This is a genomic window from Nocardioides sp. NPDC127514 (genome assembly GCF_040302125.1).
Classification (GTDB): domain Bacteria; phylum Actinomycetota; class Actinomycetes; order Propionibacteriales; family Nocardioidaceae; genus Nocardioides.
This window is the reverse complement of sequence record NZ_JBEORF010000021.1, coordinates 54,304-74,601: the sequence shown is the minus strand read 5'-3', so window position 1 is coordinate 74,601 and position 20,298 is coordinate 54,304. Positions and strand designations below refer to the sequence as shown.

Genomic DNA, 20,298 nt, shown 5'->3' with positions numbered 1-20,298 from the left:
ACACAACATAACCGGCATTATGATGTGCGCTTGTGAGCGCGATCGAGCACCGTCCGCAGACCCCCCCAACAGACCTCTCCGTGACGGAATCCGTCAGAGAGCTGTTCCTCGAAGACCTGAGGGAGCTGCCCGAGGAGAAGAGGGCCGAAGCGCTCGCCAGAAGGTTCCTGCTCTCCTATGCAGGACACACCCGCGCTGCGTACGGACGCGACCTCGCCGACTGGTTCGGCTGGTGCGCCGCGCTGGAGATCGACCCGCTCGCCGCCAACCGGGCGATGGTCGACGGCTACGCCCGGCATCTGGAGACGAGGCGCAGCCCCGCGACGATCGCGCGGCGACTCTCGGCGATCGCCGGATTCTACCGCTACGGCGTGGCGGAGGACGTGCTGAGCGCCTCGCCGGCCGAGCACATCAAGCGCCCCAAGACCAGCAACGACTCCCAGACACTCGGCATGGACAGGGGAGAGGCGCGCGCCTTCCTCGCCGCTGCGCGGGAGCACTCCAGCCGCGCCGCCGCACTGGTGACCCTCCTGCTCCACGACGGCCTGCGCATCTCCGAGGCCCTGGGCGCCGACGTGAGCGACCTCAGCCACGCCCGCGGCCACCGCATCCTCTCGATCACCCGCAAGGGCGGCGCCCGGCGCGACGTCGTCCTCAACCCGGCGGCCTCACAGGCGCTCGACGCCTACCTCGACGCCCGCGCCGACGGCCCGGTCTTCATCACCGCCACCGGCAACCGCTGGCACCGCTCCGAGGCCTTCCGACTCATCCGCAGGCTCGGCACCGCGGCCGGCATCGAGCACGGCGACAAGCTCTCCCCGCACAGCCTCCGCCACACCTTCGTCACCCTGGCCCGTGAGGCCGGCGTACCTCTCGAGGACGTTCAGGACGCCGCCGGCCACGCCGATCCCCGCACCACCCGCCGCTACGACCGCGGCCGCCACAACCTCGACCGCCACCCCGCCTACGCCCTGGGCGCCTTCCTGGCCGACTGACTCATCCCTCCCCAACCCAGCCTCCGCGGCGGTAACCTTCCGAAAGCCCGTCATCGTTGACGAAGGAGATCCGGTATGAGCCAGGAACTGACCAGCGACTACGTGGTGGTGGGGGCCGGATCGTCAGGGGCCGTGCTCGCGGCGCGTCTCAGCGAGGACCCGAGCGTCCAGGTGACCCTGCTCGAAGCCGGGCCGCGCGACAAGAGCATGAACATCCACATCCCGGCGGCGTTCTCGAAGCTCTTCCGGTCCGAGCACGACTGGGACTACTCCACCGAGCCACAGCCGGCGCTCGGCGGCAGGCGGATCTACTGGCCCCGCGGCCGGATGCTCGGCGGCTCGTCCTCGATGAACGCGATGATGTGGGTCAAGGGCCTCCAGGCCGACTACGAGGAGTGGGGCGCGGCGGCAGGACCCGAGTGGGGCTGGGACGTCGTCAAGAAGACGTACGCGAAGCTCGAGGACGTCGAGGACGCGACCGCACTGGATGGCACCGGTGGCCCGGTCCGCGTCGAGCGGCAGCGGAGCCCCCGTCCCTACACCGAGTCCTTCCTCCAGGCCGCCGAGCAGGCCGGCTACCGGCGCGGACGGGCCAACGGCCCCAACCCCGAGGCGTACGTGGAGACCATGGTGACCCAGCGCCGCGGCGCCCGGTGGAGCACGGCCGCGGCCTACCTCAAGCCCGCCGCCAGGCGCGCCAACCTGAACGTGGTGACCGGCGCCCTGGTGTCGCGGGTGACCTTCGACGGCACCCGCGCCACCGGCGTCGAGGCCGTCGTCGACGGACAGCAGACGACCATCACCGCCCGGCGCGAGGTGATCCTCTCCGGCGGCGCGATCAACACCCCGCAGCTGCTGATGCTCTCCGGGATCGGTCCGGCGGCCCACCTGAAGGACCTCGGCATCGAGGTCGTACGTGATGCGAAACAGGTGGGGGAGAACCTCACCGACCACCTCGTCGCCGGCATCGGCTGGGAGGTCGAGCAGGGCTCGCTCGCGACCGCGGAGTCGGCACGTCACCTGCTCAACTACCTGCTGCGCAGGCGCGGGATGCTCACCTCCAACGTCGGCGAGGCGTACGGCTTCATCCGCTCGCGCCCCGACCTGGAGGCGCCCGACATCGAGATGATCTTCGCCCCGGTCGGCTTCTTCGACGAGGGTCTGATCCCGTTCGTGGGTGAGGCGGTCGTGGCCGGTCCGATTCTCGTCGACCCGGCCAGCCGCGGCAGCGTCACGCTCACCTCCAAGGACCCGGCCGCCAAGCCGATCATCGACCCCCGCTACCTCTCCGACCCCGAGGGCAGGGACCGCGCTGCCATCGTCGAAGGGGTCCGGGTGACGCTGGAGATCGCCTCGCAGCCCGCGCTCAAGCCGTTCCTCGGCAAGTTCCTGCGCCCCGACGTACCGGTGGGCTCGTCCGCGGAGGAGGTCGCCGACGCGCTCCTGGCACGTCACGCCCACACCCTCTACCACCCGACCGGCACCTGCCGGATGGGCACGGACGAGGCCAGCGTGGTCGACCCCCGGCTGCGCGTACGCGGCGTCGAGGGCCTCCGCGTCGCCGACGCCTCGGTCATGCCCAGGATCGTGCGCGGCCACACCAACGCGCCCGCGATCCTGATCGGCGAGCGGGCCGCGGAGCTCATCACCGGCGACTGACACCCCCCAGCAGACCCTTGGAACCCACCCGTGACTCAGGTCACACTGGGCCCATGACGGATTCCTACGCTGCCGGAGAGACGACCACGCCGCTGCTGGAGGAGACGATCGGCGCGAGCTTCGACCGCACCGTCGCCAGATTCGGTGACCGGGAAGCCCTGGTCGATTGCGGCCGAAGCGGAGCCCGAGGCGATCAGCAGAGCAGACGCTGGACGTACGCCGAGATGAGCCGCGACGTCGATGCGCTGGCCGTCGGCCTGCGCAAGGCCGGGATCGGGAAGGGCGACCGGGTCGGCATCTGGGCACCCAACTGCGCGGAGTGGACGCTGACCCAGGTGGCGACCGCGAAGATCGGCGCGATCCTGGTCAATATCAACCCGGCCTACCGCACCCACGAGCTGGCGTACGCCCTGACCCAGTCGGGCATCAGGCTGCTCGTCTCCGCCCCCGCGTTCAAGACCTCCGACTATCGCTCGATGGTGGCCGACGTCCGCGGCGACTGCCCCGACCTCGAGCAGACCGTCTTCATCGGCGACCCGGAGTGGGCCGCCCTCCTCGAAACCGGAGCCGGCGAGCGGCTGGCGGACCACGTCAGCTACGAGCTGAGCCCCGAGGACCCGATCAACATCCAGTACACCTCCGGTACCACCGGCTATCCCAAGGGCGCGACCCTGAGCCACCGCAACATCCTGAACAACGGCTACTTCACCACCGAGACGATCGGCTTCACCGAGAACGACCGGCTGGCGATCCCGGTGCCCTTCTACCACTGCTTCGGGATGGTGATGGGCAACCTGGGCTGCATCACCCACGGAGCCACGATAGTGATCCCGGGCCCCGCCTTCGACCCGGCGGCCACCTTGGCGGCCGTCCAGGACGAGCGGTGCACGGCCGTCTACGGCGTACCCACCATGTTCATCGCGATGCAGAACCATCCCGACTTCGGCACCTTCGACCTCAGCACGCTGCGCACCGGGATCATGGCGGGCAGCCCGTGCCCGGTCGAGGTGATGAAGCGGTGCGTCAACGAGATGCACATGAGCGAGGTCTCCATCGCCTACGGGATGACCGAGACCTCGCCGGTCTCGACCCAGACCCGGATGGACGACGACCTCGAGCACCGCACCGCCACCGTCGGCCGGGTGCACCCGCACGTCGAGGTGCGCGTCGTCGACCCCACCTCCGGCGCGGTGCTGCCCCGGGGTGAGGCGGGCGAGTTCCAGACCCGCGGCTACTCGGTGATGCTCGGCTACTGGGCCGACGAGGAGAAGACCCGGGCGGCGATCGACGAGGACGGCTGGATGCACACCGGCGACCTCGCCGTCATGAACGCCGACGGCTACTGCAACATCGTCGGCCGGATCAAGGACATGGTCATCCGTGGCGGCGAGAACATCTACCCCCGCGAGATCGAGGAGTTCCTCTACACCCACCCCGACATCGAGGACGTCCAGGTCATCGGCGTGCCCGACGAGACCTACGGCGAGGAGCTCTGCGCCTGGGTCCGCCTGCGCCCCGGCGCCGAGCGGATGACGGCCGAGACCCTGAGGGCGTACGCCACCGGCAAGCTCGCCCACTACAAGATCCCGCGCTACGTCCTGATCGTCGAGGAGTTCCCGATGACCGTGACGGGCAAGGTCCGCAAGGTCGAGATGCGGGAGAAGACCGTCTCCGAGCTCGGACTCTAGGGCCCTAGGTCAGCGAGGCTGCCGCGACCGCGGTGTCCTCGCCGACGAGGGTGATCTCGACCCGCTCGACGTCGGCGATCGGCACCGCGGAGGAGGCGTCCAGCCCGAGCGTCTCCCCACCCGACCAGGTCCACGATCCGGCGACGGTGCGCGCGCCGTCGCGGCCGACCAGCACCAGGTCGTACGTCACCGGCTCGACCGGATAGTCGGACGGCCCCGGCGAGCTCTTGCCTGGCTTGGGTGGGTAGTGACAGCTCCAGTTGAGCTTGGTGCCCCAAGACGTCGGGGTGACGACCAGCTGGGCCCACATGTCGACGCTGCCCACGGGGCGCAGGTCGACGGTGCGTACGTTCGCGGCCGTCGAGCTGGCCGGGGTGACCGGGGCCGAGGGGCCGGCGACCGGCGACCGGCTGCCGTCGCGACCGATGGCCAGGCCACCGATCGCGGTCCCGCCCGCGAGCAGGACGGCCGCGGCCGCGACCGCGAAGGCCCGGCGACGCAGCCGGGACCGGCGTACGGCCCCGGCTAGCTCCGCCAGCGGCGGCGTCGCGACCTCGACGGCCGGCTCCTCGAGCAGTTCCTCGGCCTCCGCGCGCGAGAGCGCGCCGAGCAGCCCGGGCATGCCGGCGAGCTCGGCGACGGCGTCGTGGCAGACGCTGCAGCCGGCCAGGTGCCGCTCGTAGGCACGGCGGTCGCTCGGGCTCAGTGCCCCGAGCACGTAGGACGCGTCCCAGTCGGCGTACGTCTCATGTGCGGAGGCGTCCAGGTCGTCGTTCATGAGGTGACCCCCTTCTCTTGCAGGGCGAGACGCAGGGCTCGCAGACCGTAGTGCAGCCGGGACTTGACCGTGCCGGGCGGGATGTCGAGCTCGTGGGCGAGCTCGGTGACCGACCGGCTGCCGTAGTAGGCGCCGACCACCACCGCACGGTGCTCGGGGGAGAGCGCGAGCAGCGCATCGGCGACGACCCAGGAGTCGAGCACCGCCTGGGTCTCGTCCGCCCGGGTCGCCTCGGGCGGCGACTCGGCGGCGTACTCCCGCTTTCGGCGCGCGCTGCGCAGGTTGTCGATGACGAGGTTGCGGGCGGTGGTGAACAGCCAGGCGCGTACGCCCTCGTCGGGCCGCTGCAGCACCTCCGGGTGGCGCCAGGCGCGCAGCAGCGTCTCCTGCACCACGTCGCGCGCCTCCTCGGCGTCACCAGTACGGCGTACGACGTAGCGGTAGAGCGCCTCCGAGTGGGCGTCGTGCACCGCTACGAGCAGCTCGTCCTCCGCACCCATGTCACCTCCCGCACGCACCCAGGATCCCAGAGTCCCGGATCAGCTCTTGGCCAGGTCGAGCGAGAACTCGACGCTGCCGGTGTCCTCGACGCTCACGAAGCCCAGGTTCGGCGCCTCGACACCGAAGTCCGCGAAGGTGATCGGGACGCTGCCGACGACCTGGAGCGCATTGGTCCCGTCGCCGCCGACCTCGGCGTCGACGGTCACCGACTTCGTCTCGCCGTGCACGGTGAGGTCACCGACCAGCTCGACCTCGGTCGCGCCCTCCTCGAGTGTGGCGGGCTCGGTCAGCTCGAAGGTGGCGGTGGGGAACTGATCGGCCTCGATCGCGTTCTCGCGGAAGTAGCCGTCACGGTTGTCGGAATCGGTGGCGATCGTCGCGACCTTGACCTCGACGTTCGCCTCGGTGACCTGGCCATCGGCGATGGTGACCTCGCCGGTGACGTCCTCGGTCCGGCCGGTGACGGTGACGTCCTCGCCCCGCAGCACCTCGTCGACGCGGTAGCCGGCGAAGGAGCCGTCCGAGACGGTCCAGGTCCCGCTGCTGTCCGCGGGGGCTGCCGACGCGCTGAGGCTGGGCTTGTCGGCGGCCGCGTCCTCGGCCCGGTCCGCGTACCAACCGGGTCCGAAGATCACCGCAGCACCTCCGACCACGACCACTGCCGCACCGATCCCGACTGCTGCTTTCGTACGTGTCCGCACGCCGTTTCCTCTCGCCTGGAGGCTGACCCGATGCCGGCCTTCACCCGTACTACGGAGCTCGGTGGCGAACGGTTCAAACGACTTCGAGTGACGGGTGACACAATCGGCAGCGCCCTCTCTCGACCCCAAGGAGACCCCATGCCCCAGACCCCGCTCGAGCTCTTCGGCACCGAGGCACTCATCGGCGATGAGGACCGCGCGATCCGCGACACGGTGAGATCCTTCGCGGAGAAGGAGATCAAGCCGCACCTCGCGGGCTGGTTCGAGGCCGGCGAGGTCCCGGTCCGCGAGCTCGCTCCCGAGCTCGGCAAGCTGGGCGTTCTCGGGATGCATCTGGAGGGCTACGGCTGCGCGGGCACCAGCGCCACGGCGTACGGCCTGGCCTGCATGGAGCTCGAGGCGGCCGACTCCGGGATCCGGTCGTTGGTCTCCGTGCAGGGTTCGTTGGCGATGTTCGCCATCTGGAAGTGGGGGAGCGAGGAGCAGAAGCAGGAGTGGCTGCCGCGGATGGCCGCCGGAGAGGCGATCGGGTGCTTCGGTCTCACCGAGCCCGACTTCGGCTCCAACCCGGCCGGCATGCGTACGCGAGCGCGCCGAGATGCCTCGGGCGACTGGATCCTGTCCGGCACGAAGATGTGGATCACCAACGCCCCGGTCGCCGACGTCGCCGTCGTCTGGGCCCAGACCGACGAGGGACCCGACGGCAAGGGGATCCGCGGCTTCGTGGTCCCCACCGACACCCCGGGCTTCTCGGCGCCGGTGATCAAGCAGAAGCTGTCCCTGCGCGCCTCGGTCACCGGTGAGATCGTCCTCGACGGCGTACGCCTCCCGGAGTCCGCCGCGTTCCCCGAGGTCAGGGGCTTGAAGGGTCCGCTGTCCTGCCTGAACGAGGCCCGCTTCGGCATCGTCTTCGGCGCCGTCGGCGCGGCCCGCGACTGCCTCGAGTCCGCCATCGCGTACGCCGCCTCCCGCGAGATCTACGACAAGCCGCTCGCCGGATTCCAGATCACCCAGACCAAGCTCGCCGACATGACTCTCGAGCTCGGCAAGGCGATGCTCCTCGCCCTCCACCTGGGCCGCCTGAAGGACGAGGGCACCCTCCGCTCCGAGCAGATCTCCCTCGGCAAGCTCAACAACGTCCGCGAGGCCATCGCCATCGCCCGGGAGTGCCGCACCATCCTCGCCGCCGCCGGCGTCACCCTCGAGTACCCCATCCTGCGCCACGCCAACAACCTCGAGTCGGTCCTGACGTACGAGGGCACCAGCGAGGTCCACCAGCTCATCATCGGCCAGGCGCTCACGGGGGAGTCCGCCTTCCGCTGACCGAGGAGTCGGCGCGGTCAGTGCTGCCGCTCGAATGCCTAGCGCTGCTAGGATCAAGCCATGTCGGTACAGGAGCGCAAGCAGCGTGAGCGGGCGGACCGCGAGCGGCTCATCGTGGCGACCGCCCGCGAGCTAGCCGAGCAGCAGGGGTGGGACGCGGTGACGACGCGCCGCCTCGCCGAACGCATCGAATACAGCCAGCCGGTCCTCTACAGCCACTTCCGCGGCAAGCGCGAGATCATCGGTGCCGTCGCCCTCGAGGGCGCCTCGGAGATGGCCGTGGCGATGCGGTCGGCGACTGCGGCCGCGAGCGCTCCGCGCGAGCGAGTCGCCGCCCTCGCCCGCGCGTATCTCGACTTCGCCGATCGCAACCCGGCGGTCTACGACGCGCTGTTCCAGCTCGACGGAGGCCTGACGTACGCCCAGGAGGACACCCCCGAGCAGCTGAAGGACGCCTTCGCGGCGCTGATGGAGACCCTGGGCGAGGTCGCCGGCGACGGCGTCGAGCCGGAGCTGTTCACCGAGGTGTTCTGGGCGTCCCTGCACGGAGTGGCGACCCTGACCCGGTCCGGGCGCCTCCTGCCGGAGGACGCCGAGCGCCGGATCGAGCTGCTGGTCGACCGCCTCGCCGTCATCTGACGCGCCGCCTCAGTCGCGCGGCACCAGGAAGGACGCGCGCCAGAGCTTGCGGTCCTTCGCTGAGACCATCCCGTGCTCGGTGAGGTACGGCATCATCTTCTCGCCCATCCAGGCCAACGTCGCGCGGTAGTGCTCGTTGCCGAGCACCTCGCGGCGGGCCGCCATCGGGTCGAGCCCGACGGCCGCGTAGCAGTCCGGGTGGACCAGCGAGCGCGCCATCACGTAGGCCGCGCGGGCGGTGAGGTTCTGGTGCATCCGGAGCTGCGTACGCCCCATCTTCTGCGACATCGCCGCGGCGAGCTCCTCGCGCGCGAAGGTGACGTGGCGGGCCTCCTCGGTGACGTGGATGCGGGAGGCCATCCGGGTCAGCGGCTGGCAGCGCTCGTCCTTCATCAGCTCGCGCTGCCACCGGTCGAGCGGCTCCTCACCGACGAGGGTGGCGGAGAAGACGCTGGGCCCGTGCAGCAGCGGAGCGAGCTTTCCGATGCGCAGGACGGCGGGCCGGGGGCCGTACGCCGGTGCGCCCATCGCCGCGATCGCGCGGCCGAACATCACCGAGTGGCGGGTCTCGTCCCCGATCTCGGTCAGCGCGTACTGGGTGCGCGCCGTGCGTGGGTCAGCGCCGTAGACCTCGCGGAGCAACAGCTGCATCAGCAGCACCTCGAACCACAGTCCGACGCTCATGATGCTGGCCACCTCGTGCCGCGAGAGCTCGATCTGCTGCTCCTGGCTGAGCCGGTCCCAGGTTGGGGTGCCGTAGAGGGAAACGCGCTCGGGCTGCATCCACCACAGTCCCTCGACGGGCGCGGCGTCCCAGTCGAGGTCGACCTCCGGGTCGTAGGACTGACGTGCGGTGGAGCGCAGGAGCCGGTCGGAGGTCGGGTCGGCGATGGTCATTCTTCTCCCTCACGGAGCGACGGAACTAGGTGTTACCCAGAGTTACGGGTAGTTGCTAGAGTGCAGGACATGACACGGAAGGTCAAGGACGACGGCCGCTCCTCACGCTGGGATGCGCACCGCGAGACCAGGCGGGCAGAGCTGGTGGCGGCAGCCGTACGCGCCGTCGACTCGGCCGGGACTGAGGTCTCGATCGCCGACATCGCCGCGGAGGCCGGGGTCAGCAAGCCGGTGCTCTACCGCTACTTCGCCGACAAGGCCGAGCTGCACGCAGCGGTGGGGATGTGGGCGGCCCAGCAGATCCTCGACGCGGTCGTCGAGGCCGTGCTCGCTCCCGCTTCGACCCGCCAGCGCGTCGAGGCCGGGGTCGCTGCGTACGTCGAGACCATCGCCGAGCACCCCAACGTCTACCTGCTCGTGGTGCGCCAGCACACCGGCGGCACCGACCCGCTGGCGGACGGCAAGCAGCTCATCGCGGCGACCTTCGCGCGGCTGCTCGGCGACACCTTCGGCCGCCTCGGCGTCGACGCCGCCGGCGCCGAGCCGTGGGCCCACAGCCTGGTCGGGATCGGTGAGTCCGCGGGCCAGTGGTGGCTCGAGCGGCGCACCATGTCCCGCGCCGCGTTCACCCGCTATCTGAGCGAGTTCGTCTGGCATGCACTGGAGGGCACCACCGCCGAGTACGGCGTCGACCTGAGTGCCCTGGATCGCCCCGAGATCGTCACCCCACTGCGAAAGAGCCCCCGATGAGCGAGCGTCAGCGAGCGACCATAGGATCTTTCATCGGGCCGCGTCCGTATTCTGGCGCTTGCGCTACGGAGGTGGCCCGATGAGCGAGCACGAGCCCCAGCACCTCTACGACGGTCCCGCGCGCCTCGAGTCCGAGCACGGCACCTGGGAGGTCGATGTCGCGCTGCGCGGCGTCTTCCAGCCGATCGATGGTCACTTCCACTGGTACGGCCGCGTCGGCACGACCCTCGACGGCGTACGCAACGGTCAGAGCGTCACCGTCCGCACCGACCATGGCGAGGCCGAGGGGCGGCTCTCCGACATCGACCCCTGGGGGCGGTTCCGGCTCTCCGGGACGGGAAGGCCGCCGTTCTGACGCCGCGGAACCTCAGCGCACGAGCATGAGCGTCGCGGCGCCGATCCCGACGACGACGATCAGTGACCGCAGGACCGTGGCCGGCAGCCGGCGGCCGATGTGCGCCCCCACGTACCCGCCCACGACCGACCCTGCGGCCAGCAGGGCCACGGCCCGCCAGTCGAGCTCGGCGATGGCCAGGAAGATCACCGTCGCGACCACGTTCGAGGCCATCACCGCAAGGGTCTTGAGCGCGTTGACCGTACGGAACTCCAGGTCGGTGCCGAGCCCGAGCACGGCCATCATCATCACCCCGGACCCGGCGCCGAAGTAGCCGCCGTAGGCGCCGGTCAGCGTCGCGAAGACCGTGGTGAACCCGGAGATCCGCACCCGCGGCTCGGCATCGGTGGCGTGCTGGCGCAGGAAGCGGCTCAGCCGCGGCTGCACCCCCACGAGTACGCAGGTGCCCAGGATCAGCCACGGCACGACCGCCTCGAAGACCGATCCCGGCAACCACAGCAGCAGCAACGCCCCGGCGATGCTGCCGCCACCCGCGGTGAGCAGCACGGCGGCGGTCACGCCCGGATGCTCGGCCAGCTCTCGCCGGTAGCCGAAGGAGCCGCTGAGGCCGGCCGGCGTCATCCCGACCGTGTTGGAGGTGTTGGCCACGACCGGCGGGAGGCCGACCGCGACCAGGACCGGAAAGCTGAGCAGCGACGCGACGCCGACGGTGGAGGTGAGGATGCCCGCACCCAGGCCCGCGGCGAGCACGACGAGCTGGTCGACCGGCGTCATGCGTCGCGGAGCAGCGCCACGTCGCTGACCAGCATGACGTGGCCGTGCATCGCCGCCGCCGCAGCTGCAGCATCGCCGGCGGCGATCGCGTCGGCGATCTTCTGGTGGCCGGCGAGCGAGGTCTTGGGCCGGTCGGGCTGGGAGAGCGACTCGATGCGGGTCTCGCGGATCAGCTCGCTGATCTCGGACATCATCTGCTCGAGCAGAGGGGAGTGGGCGGCCTGCGTCACCGCCCGGTGGAACAGCTCGTCGCCGTGGACGCCGCGCCCGCCGCCCGTGATGTCGTCGTCCATCGTCCTCAGCGCCGCGTCGATGCGGTCCAGGTCCTCCTGCGTACGCCGCTGTGCCGCCAGCGCGGCGAGCTTCGTCTCGAGCGCGTCGCGCGCCTCGATGACGTCAGGGATCCGCTCCGCGTGCGCCCGGATCGCATCGGTGATGCGCTCGACCCGGGGCTTGTCGATCAGCACCGTGCCGTCGCCGTGGCGTACCGCGACGACGCCGATGACCTCGAGCGCGACCAGGGCCTGGCTGAGGGTCGCTCGGCTCACGCCGAGGCTGGTGGCGAGCTGTCTCTCCGGCGGCAGCCGGTCTCCGGACTTCAGGTCGTTCTCCGAGATCCAGGCCGTGATCTGCTCTGCGACCTGCTCATACAGGCGGGTTCGCTGCAGTGGACGGGGAAAGCGCGCGGACTCACTCATGGCTACAGGGTATTGACGTTCGGCCGATTGTCCTATTGGCTAGGCCACTGAGCCGATGGTGATGCGAGTCACACCGGTGCCAGACGGGGGCCAAACAGAAGGGAAGTCCGATGGGACCGGAATGGGTGGCGATCATCGCGCTGGTCGCCTTGTTCGTGGCAGGCACGTTGCTGCCGATCAACATGGGAGCGCTCGCGTACGTCGCAGCGTGGCTCGTCGGGATGTTCGCGCTGAACCTCGACGAGAAGGAGATCCTGGCCGGAGTCAGTGCCGACCTGATCCTGACGCTGATAGGCGTGACCTATCTGTTCGCGATCGCGAGGAACAACGGCACGGTCGACCTGATCGTCAGCAGTGCCGTACGCGCGGTGGGCGGCAGGGTCGCGCTGATCCCATGGGTGATGTTCGGCGTGACCGCGCTGCTGACCGCCATGGGTGCCGCCAGCCCGGCGGCCTGCGCGATCATCGGGCCGGTAGCGCTCGGGTTCGCCGGCCGCTACAAGATCAACCCGCTGATGATGGGCATGTTCGTCGTGCACGGCGCTCAGGGCGGTGGCTTCTCGCCGATCAGCATCTACGGCACGATCACCAACTCGGTCATGGTCGACAACGGCCTGCCCGCCAGCGAGATGACGATCTTCGTCGCCAGCCTGGTGGTCAACCTGATCATGGCGACCATCCTGTTCTTCTCCCTCGGCGGTCGATCGCTGATGAGCATGCGGCTCGACCCCGATGAGGCGGCCGGCGCCGCCGCCGGCGTACCGGGCGAGCTGCACGAGGGCGGCGTGACCGTCCCGGCCCGCGGCTACGGCACCGTCGCCCCGACCGGGACCAAGCCCGGCATCCGCACCGAGCAGATCCTCACCCTGGCCGCCTTCGTGATCGTCGCCGCCGTCGCCCTGTTCTTCGACAAGAACATCGGCTTCGCCTCCATCACCGCCGCGACCGTCCTGGCCGCGCTCTCGCCGAGCCAGCACAAGGACGCCATCCGCCAGATCGCCTGGCCGACGGTGCTCCTGGTCGCCGGCGTCTCGACGTACGCCACGATCCTCAACACCGCCGGATCGCCGGAGTTCGTGGGCGGCTGGGCGGCGAGCCTGGGCGTCGCGGCCGTCGGCGCGCTCATCCTCTGCTACGTCGGCGCCGTCGTCTCCGCGTTCGCCTCCTCGACGGCGCTGCTGCCCATCATCATCCCGATCTCGGTGCCCTTGATCGCCGAGGGCGGAATCTCCGCCGCCATGTTCGTGGCCGCGCTGGCGATCTCCTCGACCATCGTCGACGTGAGCCCGTTCTCCACCAACGGAGCGCTGATGCTCGCCAACCGGCCCGACACCATCACCGAGGAGCGCTACTACAAGCAGATCCTCGGCTACAGCGTCATCGTGGTGCTCGTCGGTCCTCTCCTGGTCTGGGCCACCATGGTCCTCCCGGGCTGGTGACGCGCATGCGTGGACCACTCGACGACGTCGTCGTCCTCGACCTCTCCCGCGCTCTGGCCGGGCCGCACGCCGCGATGATGATGGGCGACCTCGGCGCCCGCGTGATCAAGGTGGAGGCGCCCGGACACGGCGACGACACCCGGGGCTGGGGCCCGCCGTTCGTGGGGGAGAAGGGGCAGCGGGAGGCGACGTACTTCCTCTCCGCCAACCGCAACAAGGAGTCGATCACCCTCGATCTCAAGGACACCGACGACAAGGACGTGCTGCTGCGCCTGGTGGACCGGGCCGACGTGCTCATCGAGAACTTCCGCACCGGAGTCCTGGACCGGCTCGGGCTCGGAATCGACGAGCTCCAGGCCCGTAACCCGCGCCTCGTCGTGCTCTCGATCACCGGGTTCGGCCACGACGGTCCCGAGGGCGGCCGGTCCGGCTACGACCAGATCGCGCAGGGCGAGGCCGGTCTGATGTCGCTCACCGGATCCGGTCCCGACGACCCCCAACGGGTCGGCACCCCGATCGCCGATCTGCTCGCCGGGATGTACGGCGCCTACGGTCTGCTCGCCGCACTCCACGAGCGCGACCGCACCGGCCGCGGCACGGTCGTACGCACCTCGCTGCTCTCCGCCGTCGTCGGCGTCCACGGTTTCCAGGGCACCCGATGGACCGTGGCAGGCGAGGTCGGGCGAGCCCAGGGCAACCATCACCCGAGCATCTCGCCGTACGGCCTGTTCCGCTGTGCCGACGGGACCGTGCAGATCGCCGTGGGCAGCGAGGGGCTGTGGCGGAGGTTCTGCACCGCCTTCGACATCTCACCGGACCTCGAGGGCATGACCACCAACCCCGAGCGGGCGGCCAACCGGGAGAAGGTCGTCGAGCTCGTCGAGACGCTCTTCGCGCCCTGGCCGGCCGAGGAGCTGCTCGTCAAGCTCGCCGAGGCCGGTGTCCCGGCCGGCAAGGTCCGCTCCCTGGACGAGGTCTACGCCTGGGAGCAGACCGCCAGCCAGGGTCTGCTGATCGACGTCGACCACTCCACCCTCGGCCATCTGACCCTCCCCGGGCCGCCGCTGCGGTTCTTCGCCGACGGGGCGGAGGTGACCCCCACCGACCACGCCGCGCCGCCCACCCTCGACCAGCACGGTCCCGGGCTGCGTACGTGGGTGGGTGAGGGTTCCGACGAACCCGGGTAGCCGCAGGCCCTCACCAGCCGTCCGCGCCGGCGAGCGCGGGCGGCCGGAGCAGACCGCGTTCCATGGCCGCCATCAGCGCCTGGGAGCGGCTGTTGGCGCCGAGCTTGTCGTAGAGCCGGGCCACGTAGGTCTTCGCGGTCGAGTTGCTCACGTGGAGGGTGCGCGCCAGCAGCGGGATGGTCAGTCCACGGTGCAGCAGGCGTAGGACCTCCGCCTCGCGAGCGCTCAGCGGAGAGGAGTCCCGGGCGTCGCGCAGCCGGACGAGCGCGGCGGCGAGGCCGGGTGCGGTGAACGACCGTGCCGCGACCCCGGCATGCCGGATGGCGCAGACGATCTCCGTTGCCGACGCGGTCTTGGGCACGAATGCGGACACGCCGGTCTCCATGGCCCGGAACAGGACGTCGTCCTCGCCGAAGGAAGTCAGCACCACGATCCCCAGCTCGGGGAAGCGATCCCGCAGCTCGCGCGCGAGCGCGAGCCCGTTGCGGTCGGGCAGGCTGACGTCCACGGTGACGACGTCGGGCATCAGCTCCCCGACCAGCGCGACCGCCTCGGCCGCGCTGCTCGCCTCACCGATGATCTCGATGTCCTGTTGTTGGTGCATCAGCTGTGACAGTCCGAATCGGTGCAGCGTGTGCCCGTCGACCGTCACGAGTCGAATCGTCATGAGGCCCTCCCCGTCCTACGTGATCGCGACAAGAACAAGGAAGCCATGCCAAGGGTGCGAATCCGAGTGCAAACCGGTTGCAGGACGGTTGCAGAGACCCGACCGGTCGCCGTCACACGGGACTATCCGCTGAACATCTTCAGGATCGACAGGACCGCGGGTCCGAGGACGACGATGAACAGCGCCGGGAAGATGCAGAACATCATCGGGAACAGGATCTTGACGGGGAGCTTCTGGGCCTTCTCCTCGGCGAGCTGACGGTGCTTGGTCCGCATCTCCTTCGACTGCTCGTGCAGGACCTGGCCGGTCGGGACGCCGAGATCGGATGCCTGGACCATCGCGGAGACGAACGCCCGCAGCTCGACCACGGTCGTCCGGTCCGCGAGCGCCCGGAGGGCCTCGACCCGCGACTTGCCGAGCTGCATCTCCTGCAGCATCCGCACGCACTCCGCTGCCATCGGGCCTTGCGTGTTCCGCGCGACCTGGGCCAGCGCGGCGTCGAACCCGAGCCCCGCCTCGACGCACACGGTCAGCATGTCCAGTGTGTTCGGCAGCTGCTTGCGCATCACGGCCTGGCGCTTGGAGCCGGCGTTGTAGAGGAGGAGATCGGGGAGGAAGAACCCGACGGGCGCTCCGAGCAGACCGAAGCCGACCACCGCGACCCCCGACCGAGACCCGAGCAGCGCTCCGAGCGCTGCTCCGGCGATCAGCCCCAGCCCCTTGTAGGCGAGCACCTTCTCCACCGGCCACCCACGCGGGCTGCCCGCGAGGCTGAGCCGGCGGCTGATCGACGCCGGCACTCCGGCCGGCGACAGCTTCGCGGCGAGCTGTCCCAGCCGGACCAGCAGTGTCGGTAGCCCGACTCCGTCGCCACCGGGCACATTGCCCGGCTGCCCGCTTCCGTAGTAGAGCTCGATCGACTCGAGCCCGTTGGTCACCCGCCGGTTCGCGGGCCCCCACGTCATCGACAGACCGATGGCGCCGAGTGCGATCGCGACAGCCAGGGCCGCGACACCGAGTGTCAGCACGCTCATTCCTCCACCTTGATCAGCTGGTTCATCCAGAACCAGCCCACGGACAGGCTCCCCACACCGATGACGATCAGCACCCAGCCGAGCGGCGTGGTGTAGAGCGGTGCGATGTACTCGCGGCTGCTGAGCAGCATCCAGCCGGCGAGCAGGATCGGGAGCGCGATCAGGACGTACGCCGACATCCGGCCCTCGGCCGAGAGCGCCTTGACCTGTCGGCGCAGATTCGCCCGCTCTCGCATGGTCCCGGCCGTCGTCTCGAGGAGCCCGGCCAGGTTGCCGCCGACCTCACGCTGGATCCGGATCGCCATCACGACCCAGGCGAAGTCGGCGGACCTCATCCGCCCGGCCGCCTTGTCCAGCGCGTCCTCCACCGACATGCCGAGCCGCGTCCTGGCGAGGGCGCGGGCGAGCTCGTCGGCGATCGGTGCGGTGCCGTCGCGCACCACCCCGTCGAGCGCCTGCGGCAGCGAGAAGCCGGTGCGGAGGGCGGAGACCAGGAGGTTCAGCGTGTCCGGGAGCTGCTCCGCGAACGCTCCGCGCCGACGGGAGATGCGGAACCTCAGGTAGGACCGGGTGGCGAACCAGACGAGCACGGCCACGGGCACGGCCACGTACCAGGCCGCCCCGATGATCATGCTGACCACACCCAGGGCGATGCTCAGACCGGCGCGGACGACCAGCCACTCCGAGGGCTTCAACGACATTCCCGCGAGGTCGAGGTCGGTGGCGATCTGCTCGCGCCGGCCCCGCGAGCTGAGGATGAGCTCGCTGAAGGTGAGCGCGTGCCGCAGCGGCGAGGTCCAGACGTCCTCGCCCGGGGGAGCCGCTCCGGCCCCTGCCACGCGATAGCGCGCCAAGATGGCGAGCCCTCGCTCCCGTCGACGGTCCCGGCGCAACGGACCGAGCATCGCGAACGCCCCGCCGGCCAGCCCCGCGAAGAGCGCGACGATGCCCACCGACAGCAGCCACCCGGGTGGCACCGCGGCCGGAGCTGCCGCCCGCGGTGCGGGCACCAGCTCCGCGGCCCGGTCCTGCGTCTCCTCCGCCGTCAGCAGCCGCCCACCTGTGCTGTCGACCAGCTGTGCGCGCGCGTCTGAGGCCGGGACCGCGTCGAGGGCCCCCACGTCGAGCGTGATCCCGTACTTCCGCAGAAGTGCCTGGGCCTCCTGGAGCGTCCGCTTGCTGTCGGTGTCCTCGCCGTCGGTCAGCAGCAGCATCTTGCGAGTTCCGGGTGACTTGGCGAGCGTCTGCGCGCCCAGAGTGATGGCGTCGTAGAGATAGGTGCTGCCCTGAGCCTGCGCAGCCCGCACCTCGGCGTCGACGCGATCCCGGTCGACGGTGGGTGAGACCGCCAGCCGAGGTGGCCCCGAGAAGGTCACCAGTCCTGCGGGGATGTCGTCGGGCAGGGCGTCGAGATAGCGCTCGGCCGCCGTCTGCGCCGACGTCAACCGCTCGCCCTGCATGGATCCGCTCGCGTCGAGCAGGATGACGACCGAGGCTCCGCCCGGCTGTGCGTCGACCGCGGCCGCGGCAGCGGGCGTCGTGAGGGACACCAGCAGCGCGAGCGCAGCGCCGAGCATCGCCCGTCGGCCCGGCCGTACCACCGCTCGGGCGGCCCTGTCCGGATTCACCGCTGGCCCTCGAACTCGCCGAGCCGCTCGGGCATGACGATGCCGAAGTGCTCGAGCCGGTCGGAGAAGCTCGGCCGCAGTCCGGTCGAACGCAGCGCCCCTCGGAACCGGCCGTGCTCGTCGACCCCGGCACCGAAGTCGAACGTGAACAGGTCCTGCAGGGTCAGCACATCGCCCTCCATCCCGGTCACCTCGGTGATGTGGGTGATCCTTCGGGTGCCGTCCTTGAGGCGAGCCTGCTGGATGATCAGGTCGATGCCTGAGGCGATCTGCTCCCGGATCGCGCGGCTCGGCAGGTCGATGCCCGCCATCAGGACCATCGTCTCCAGGCGCGAGGCCGTGTCGCGTGGCGAGTTGGCGTGCACGGTCGTCAGCGACCCGTCGTGGCCGGTGTTCATCGCCTGGAGCATGTCGAGGGCCGCGCCGTCGCGTACCTCACCGACGACGATCCGCTCGGGCCGCATCCGTAGCGCGTTGCGGACCAGGTTGCGGATCGTGATCTCGCCGCGGCCCTCGGTGTTGGACGGCCGCGACTCCAGCCGCACGACGTGGTCCTGGCGCAGCTGCAGCTCTGCCGCGTCCTCGATGGTCACGATGCGCTCGTCGTGCGGAAGGAACGACGACAGTACGTTGAGCGTGGTCGTCTTTCCCGAGCCGGTGCCGCCACTGACGATGATGTTCAGCCGGCCCCGAACGCAGGCCGAGAGCAGGTCGGCGACCGGCCTGGTCATCGTGCCGAACCTGATCAGGTCCGCGACCGTGAACGGGTCGGCGGAGAACTTCCGGATGGTCAGGCTCGACCCGTCGAGCGCGATGGGGGACACGACGGCGTTGACCCGGCTGCCATCGGCCAGTCGGGCGTCGACCATGGGGCTGGCCTCGTCCACGCGCCGCCCGACCCGCGCGACGATCTTGTCGATGACGCGCCGCAGGTGGTTCTCGTCGGCGAACGCCGCAGCCACCGGGGACAGGCGGCCCGAGCGCTCCACGTAGATCCGGTCCGGGCCGTTGACCATGATCTCGGTGATCCCGGGGTCCCGCAGCAGCGGTTCGAGCGGGCCGTGACCGAGGATCTCGTTCCCGACCTCCTCGGCGAGACGGACGCGGTCCGCGGCGGTCAGCGGCGTGTCCTCCCGCTCCAGCACGCTCTTGACCGTCACCCGCACCCGCTGCGCCAGGTCGTCCTCGGCGAGCTGGTCGGCGTATAGGCTCGGCCCGAGCTCCTCGAGCAGGTTGTCGTGCACGCTCCGCTTGAGCTCGGCGAACGGGTCGGTGTGGCGGGCTGCGCGCGCGGCCGGCTCGGCGGACTCGGCCTCTGCCGGCGCGACCTGTGCGGTGGCCGGCTCCCGGCCCGGCCGTTGCTCGGCAAGGCGGTCGCTCAGTCGCATGCTCATGCGTCTCTCCCGCTTCGAGAGCCGACGGCACGCCACCGGCGAGGCGGGGCCTTGGGCGCCTGCACCTGAGGCGCCTGCGGGCCGTCCAGGCGCTGAGCGCCGAACTTCTGGATCGCGAGGCTGACGCGGTGCGACGGTTTCTCGGCCGCGATCGGAACACCGCGGTTGAAGGAGGCGGCGACCTCGAGATTGTTGGGAATCCTGGCCGCGAGCTGGCTGCGCAGTGCCTGCTCGACGTCGCCAGCCGTGATCCCGACCCGATCGTCCTCGCGGTTGAGGACGATGCTGCGGGTCGCCTTGGGGTACGAGAGCAGGTCGAGCATGTCGAGGGTGAGCCGGAGATTCTTCATCGCCGCCAGGTCCGGCGTCGTCAGCAGCACATGGTGGTCGCTCCCGTCGAGCGCGCGGAGCACGTGCTCGTTGAACTGCGGCGGCGTGTCCACCACGACGTAGTCGAACATCCCGCGCAGCACGCCGAGCAGGTCGTCGATCACGGCAGCCGGAAGCTTCTCGGCGTCGCCGGGCTCCACCGGGGCGAGCACACACTCCAGGCCGGGGCGGAAGCTGGTGAGCAGGCCGGCCACACCGGTCGCGTCCATGTTCTCGCCCATCGCGACGGCGTCCACCAGGGTCCGCTTGGGCTCGAGCTGAAGCGAGATCGCGATGTCACCGAAGGCGAGGTCGAGGTCGACCAGGCACACTCGGCGGGCACCGTTGGCGTGCAGCGTGACCGCCAGGTTCGTGGCCAGCGTGGTCTTGCCGCAGCCACCTTTGGCGCTGAAGACCGTGATGACCTTCCCCTCGCTGGCCGTTGCTGCCTCCGCGGGCAGCAGGATCGACTCCGAGAGCCGGCGGGAGCGTCGGCAGGCGTCCGCGAGCCCGGGCAGGTCGCCGGTGGCGACGAGCTCGCGGATGCCGGCCTGCATCGCGTACGCATAGGTCTCGACGTCGAGCACGGGGCGGATCACCACGACGCCGACGAGCGGTCGCGTCAGACGCAGATCGGTCGCGAAGCCGGCGGCCTCCTCGAAGGCGATCTCCGGCCCGACGACGACGAGTCTCTCGGTCGGGAGCTGCTCGAGCAGCTCCCGGACCCGGGGCAGGGTGGCGGCGGTCAGGACGGTGCCGAGGGCGGCGACCAGGTCGTCGCCGGGCTGGGATGGGGTGCAGAGGATGGTCATGTCGCTGTCT

The 20,298-nt window shown here is 70.4% G+C and carries 20 protein-coding genes; 9 read left to right on the top strand and 11 right to left on the bottom strand.

Annotated features, from left to right (window positions below):
* Nucleotides 1-80 precede the first annotated feature (80 nt).
* From ABTX24_RS17670 to ABTX24_RS17660, 3 genes are all read left to right on the top strand, one after another.
* On the top strand, nt 81-995 hold the full coding sequence (locus ABTX24_RS17670) for a tyrosine-type recombinase/integrase (RefSeq protein ID WP_350841355.1): 915 nt from the start codon (nt 81-83) through the stop codon (nt 993-995).
* 75 nt (nt 996-1,070) lie between these two features.
* Entirely contained in the window at nt 1,071-2,654 is a 1,584-nt protein-coding gene (locus ABTX24_RS17665; protein ID WP_160023387.1) for a GMC family oxidoreductase, read from the top strand.
* Nucleotides 2,655-2,707: 53 nt separating this feature from the next.
* Nucleotides 2,708-4,342: an AMP-binding protein gene (locus ABTX24_RS17660; protein ID WP_160023388.1), complete on the top strand. Its 1,635-nt coding sequence runs from the start codon at nt 2,708-2,710 to the stop codon at nt 4,340-4,342.
* Nucleotides 4,343-4,346: 4 nt separating this feature from the next.
* Here the strand turns inward: ABTX24_RS17660 and ABTX24_RS17655 are convergent, their stop codons facing one another.
* From ABTX24_RS17655 to ABTX24_RS17645, 3 genes are read right to left on the bottom strand one after another with little or no spacing between them, the layout of a single operon-like run.
* The gene (locus ABTX24_RS17655; protein ID WP_350841353.1) at nt 4,347-5,120 is read right to left on the bottom strand and encodes an anti-sigma factor family protein; all 774 of its coding nucleotides are present in this window, start codon (nt 5,118-5,120) and stop codon (nt 4,347-4,349) included.
* Entirely contained in the window at nt 5,117-5,620 is a 504-nt protein-coding gene (locus ABTX24_RS17650) for a sigma-70 family RNA polymerase sigma factor (RefSeq protein WP_350841351.1), read from the bottom strand. Before ABTX24_RS17650 ends, ABTX24_RS17655 begins: the two co-directional genes overlap by 4 nt.
* A gap of 39 nt (nt 5,621-5,659) precedes the next feature.
* Nucleotides 5,660-6,322, bottom strand: a complete 663-nt coding sequence (locus ABTX24_RS17645) for a YceI family protein (RefSeq protein ID WP_350841349.1) — start codon at nt 6,320-6,322, stop codon at nt 5,660-5,662.
* 138 nt (nt 6,323-6,460) lie between these two features.
* Here ABTX24_RS17645 and ABTX24_RS17640 point away from each other — a divergent pair, with 138 nt between their 5' ends.
* Together ABTX24_RS17640 and ABTX24_RS17635 are read left to right on the top strand one after the other, a co-directional pair.
* The gene (locus tag ABTX24_RS17640) at nt 6,461-7,645 is read left to right on the top strand and encodes an acyl-CoA dehydrogenase family protein (RefSeq protein ID WP_350714176.1); all 1,185 of its coding nucleotides are present in this window, start codon (nt 6,461-6,463) and stop codon (nt 7,643-7,645) included.
* A 60-nt stretch (nt 7,646-7,705) separates the two neighbouring features.
* Nucleotides 7,706-8,284 (top strand): TetR/AcrR family transcriptional regulator, encoded by a 579-nt coding sequence (locus tag ABTX24_RS17635; protein ID WP_350841347.1) that lies wholly within the window; start codon nt 7,706-7,708, stop codon nt 8,282-8,284.
* A gap of 9 nt (nt 8,285-8,293) precedes the next feature.
* Here ABTX24_RS17635 and ABTX24_RS17630 read toward each other — a convergent pair whose 3' ends face one another.
* Nucleotides 8,294-9,181, bottom strand: a complete 888-nt coding sequence (locus ABTX24_RS17630) for an AurF N-oxygenase family protein (RefSeq protein WP_350841345.1) — start codon at nt 9,179-9,181, stop codon at nt 8,294-8,296.
* 69 nt (nt 9,182-9,250) lie between these two features.
* Between ABTX24_RS17630 and ABTX24_RS17625 the strand changes: the two genes are divergently transcribed.
* Both ABTX24_RS17625 and ABTX24_RS17620 read left to right on the top strand, forming a co-directional pair.
* Nucleotides 9,251-9,931: a TetR/AcrR family transcriptional regulator gene (locus ABTX24_RS17625; RefSeq protein WP_350841343.1), complete on the top strand. Its 681-nt coding sequence runs from the start codon at nt 9,251-9,253 to the stop codon at nt 9,929-9,931.
* Nucleotides 9,932-10,010: 79 nt separating this feature from the next.
* On the top strand, nt 10,011-10,286 hold the full coding sequence (locus tag ABTX24_RS17620; protein WP_350841342.1) for a DUF4873 domain-containing protein: 276 nt from the start codon (nt 10,011-10,013) through the stop codon (nt 10,284-10,286).
* 12 nt (nt 10,287-10,298) lie between these two features.
* Here ABTX24_RS17620 and ABTX24_RS17615 read toward each other — a convergent pair whose 3' ends face one another.
* Nucleotides 10,299-11,060, bottom strand: coding sequence for a sulfite exporter TauE/SafE family protein (locus ABTX24_RS17615; protein WP_350841341.1), 762 nt, complete (start codon nt 11,058-11,060; stop codon nt 10,299-10,301).
* Nucleotides 11,057-11,758, bottom strand: coding sequence for a FadR/GntR family transcriptional regulator (locus ABTX24_RS17610; protein ID WP_160023409.1), 702 nt, complete (start codon nt 11,756-11,758; stop codon nt 11,057-11,059). Before ABTX24_RS17610 ends, ABTX24_RS17615 begins: the two co-directional genes overlap by 4 nt.
* 110 nt (nt 11,759-11,868) lie before the next feature.
* Here ABTX24_RS17610 and ABTX24_RS17605 point away from each other — a divergent pair, with 110 nt between their 5' ends.
* Nucleotides 11,869-13,197, top strand: coding sequence for an SLC13 family permease (locus ABTX24_RS17605; RefSeq protein ID WP_350841339.1), 1,329 nt, complete (start codon nt 11,869-11,871; stop codon nt 13,195-13,197).
* Between the two features lie 5 nt (nt 13,198-13,202).
* Nucleotides 13,203-14,384 carry a CaiB/BaiF CoA transferase family protein gene (locus ABTX24_RS17600; protein ID WP_350841337.1) on the top strand — a complete coding sequence of 394 codons (1,182 nt, stop codon included), beginning with the start codon at nt 13,203-13,205 and terminating at the stop codon, nt 14,382-14,384.
* Nucleotides 14,385-14,394: 10 nt separating this feature from the next.
* On the opposite strand, the gene ABTX24_RS17595 is transcribed toward ABTX24_RS17600, so the two are convergent.
* From ABTX24_RS17595 to ABTX24_RS17575, 5 genes are all read right to left on the bottom strand, one after another.
* Nucleotides 14,395-15,051 carry a response regulator transcription factor gene (locus ABTX24_RS17595; RefSeq protein WP_350841335.1) on the bottom strand — a complete coding sequence of 219 codons (657 nt, stop codon included), beginning with the start codon at nt 15,049-15,051 and terminating at the stop codon, nt 14,395-14,397.
* A gap of 122 nt (nt 15,052-15,173) precedes the next feature.
* The gene (locus ABTX24_RS17590; protein WP_350841333.1) at nt 15,174-16,085 is read right to left on the bottom strand and encodes a type II secretion system F family protein; all 912 of its coding nucleotides are present in this window, start codon (nt 16,083-16,085) and stop codon (nt 15,174-15,176) included.
* On the bottom strand, nt 16,082-17,713 hold the full coding sequence (locus tag ABTX24_RS17585) for a type II secretion system F family protein (RefSeq protein ID WP_350841331.1): 1,632 nt from the start codon (nt 17,711-17,713) through the stop codon (nt 16,082-16,084). The genes ABTX24_RS17590 and ABTX24_RS17585 overlap by 4 nt, the downstream gene beginning before the upstream one ends.
* Nucleotides 17,710-19,107, bottom strand: a complete 1,398-nt coding sequence (locus ABTX24_RS17580) for a TadA family conjugal transfer-associated ATPase (protein WP_350841329.1) — start codon at nt 19,105-19,107, stop codon at nt 17,710-17,712. The genes ABTX24_RS17585 and ABTX24_RS17580 overlap by 4 nt, the downstream gene beginning before the upstream one ends.
* On the bottom strand, nt 19,104-20,288 hold the full coding sequence (locus ABTX24_RS17575; protein WP_350841327.1) for a CpaE/TadZ family protein: 1,185 nt from the start codon (nt 20,286-20,288) through the stop codon (nt 19,104-19,106). Before ABTX24_RS17575 ends, ABTX24_RS17580 begins: the two co-directional genes overlap by 4 nt.
* Nucleotides 20,289-20,298 lie beyond the last annotated feature (10 nt).

Coding starts and splice junctions, on each gene's coding strand:
- ABTX24_RS17665 (WP_160023387.1), top strand. CDS start 1,071: ATGAGCCAGGAACTGACCAGCGACTACGTGGTGGTGGGGGCCGGATCG.
- ABTX24_RS17660 (WP_160023388.1), top strand. CDS start 2,708: ATGACGGATTCCTACGCTGCCGGAGAGACGACCACGCCGCTGCTGGAG.
- ABTX24_RS17655 (WP_350841353.1), bottom strand. CDS start 5,120: ATGAACGACGACCTGGACGCCTCCGCACATGAGACGTACGCCGACTGG.
- ABTX24_RS17650 (WP_350841351.1), bottom strand. CDS start 5,620: ATGGGTGCGGAGGACGAGCTGCTCGTAGCGGTGCACGACGCCCACTCG.
- ABTX24_RS17640 (WP_350714176.1), top strand. CDS start 6,461: ATGCCCCAGACCCCGCTCGAGCTCTTCGGCACCGAGGCACTCATCGGC.
- ABTX24_RS17635 (WP_350841347.1), top strand. CDS start 7,706: ATGTCGGTACAGGAGCGCAAGCAGCGTGAGCGGGCGGACCGCGAGCGG.
- ABTX24_RS17630 (WP_350841345.1), bottom strand. CDS start 9,181: ATGACCATCGCCGACCCGACCTCCGACCGGCTCCTGCGCTCCACCGCA.
- ABTX24_RS17625 (WP_350841343.1), top strand. CDS start 9,251: ATGACACGGAAGGTCAAGGACGACGGCCGCTCCTCACGCTGGGATGCG.
- ABTX24_RS17620 (WP_350841342.1), top strand. CDS start 10,011: ATGAGCGAGCACGAGCCCCAGCACCTCTACGACGGTCCCGCGCGCCTC.
- ABTX24_RS17615 (WP_350841341.1), bottom strand. CDS start 11,060: ATGACGCCGGTCGACCAGCTCGTCGTGCTCGCCGCGGGCCTGGGTGCG.
- ABTX24_RS17610 (WP_160023409.1), bottom strand. CDS start 11,758: ATGAGTGAGTCCGCGCGCTTTCCCCGTCCACTGCAGCGAACCCGCCTG.
- ABTX24_RS17605 (WP_350841339.1), top strand. CDS start 11,869: ATGGGACCGGAATGGGTGGCGATCATCGCGCTGGTCGCCTTGTTCGTG.
- ABTX24_RS17600 (WP_350841337.1), top strand. CDS start 13,203: ATGCGTGGACCACTCGACGACGTCGTCGTCCTCGACCTCTCCCGCGCT.
- ABTX24_RS17595 (WP_350841335.1), bottom strand. CDS start 15,051: ATGACGATTCGACTCGTGACGGTCGACGGGCACACGCTGCACCGATTC.
- ABTX24_RS17590 (WP_350841333.1), bottom strand. CDS start 16,085: ATGAGCGTGCTGACACTCGGTGTCGCGGCCCTGGCTGTCGCGATCGCA.
- ABTX24_RS17580 (WP_350841329.1), bottom strand. CDS start 19,107: ATGAGCATGCGACTGAGCGACCGCCTTGCCGAGCAACGGCCGGGCCGG.
- ABTX24_RS17575 (WP_350841327.1), bottom strand. CDS start 20,288: ATGACCATCCTCTGCACCCCATCCCAGCCCGGCGACGACCTGGTCGCC.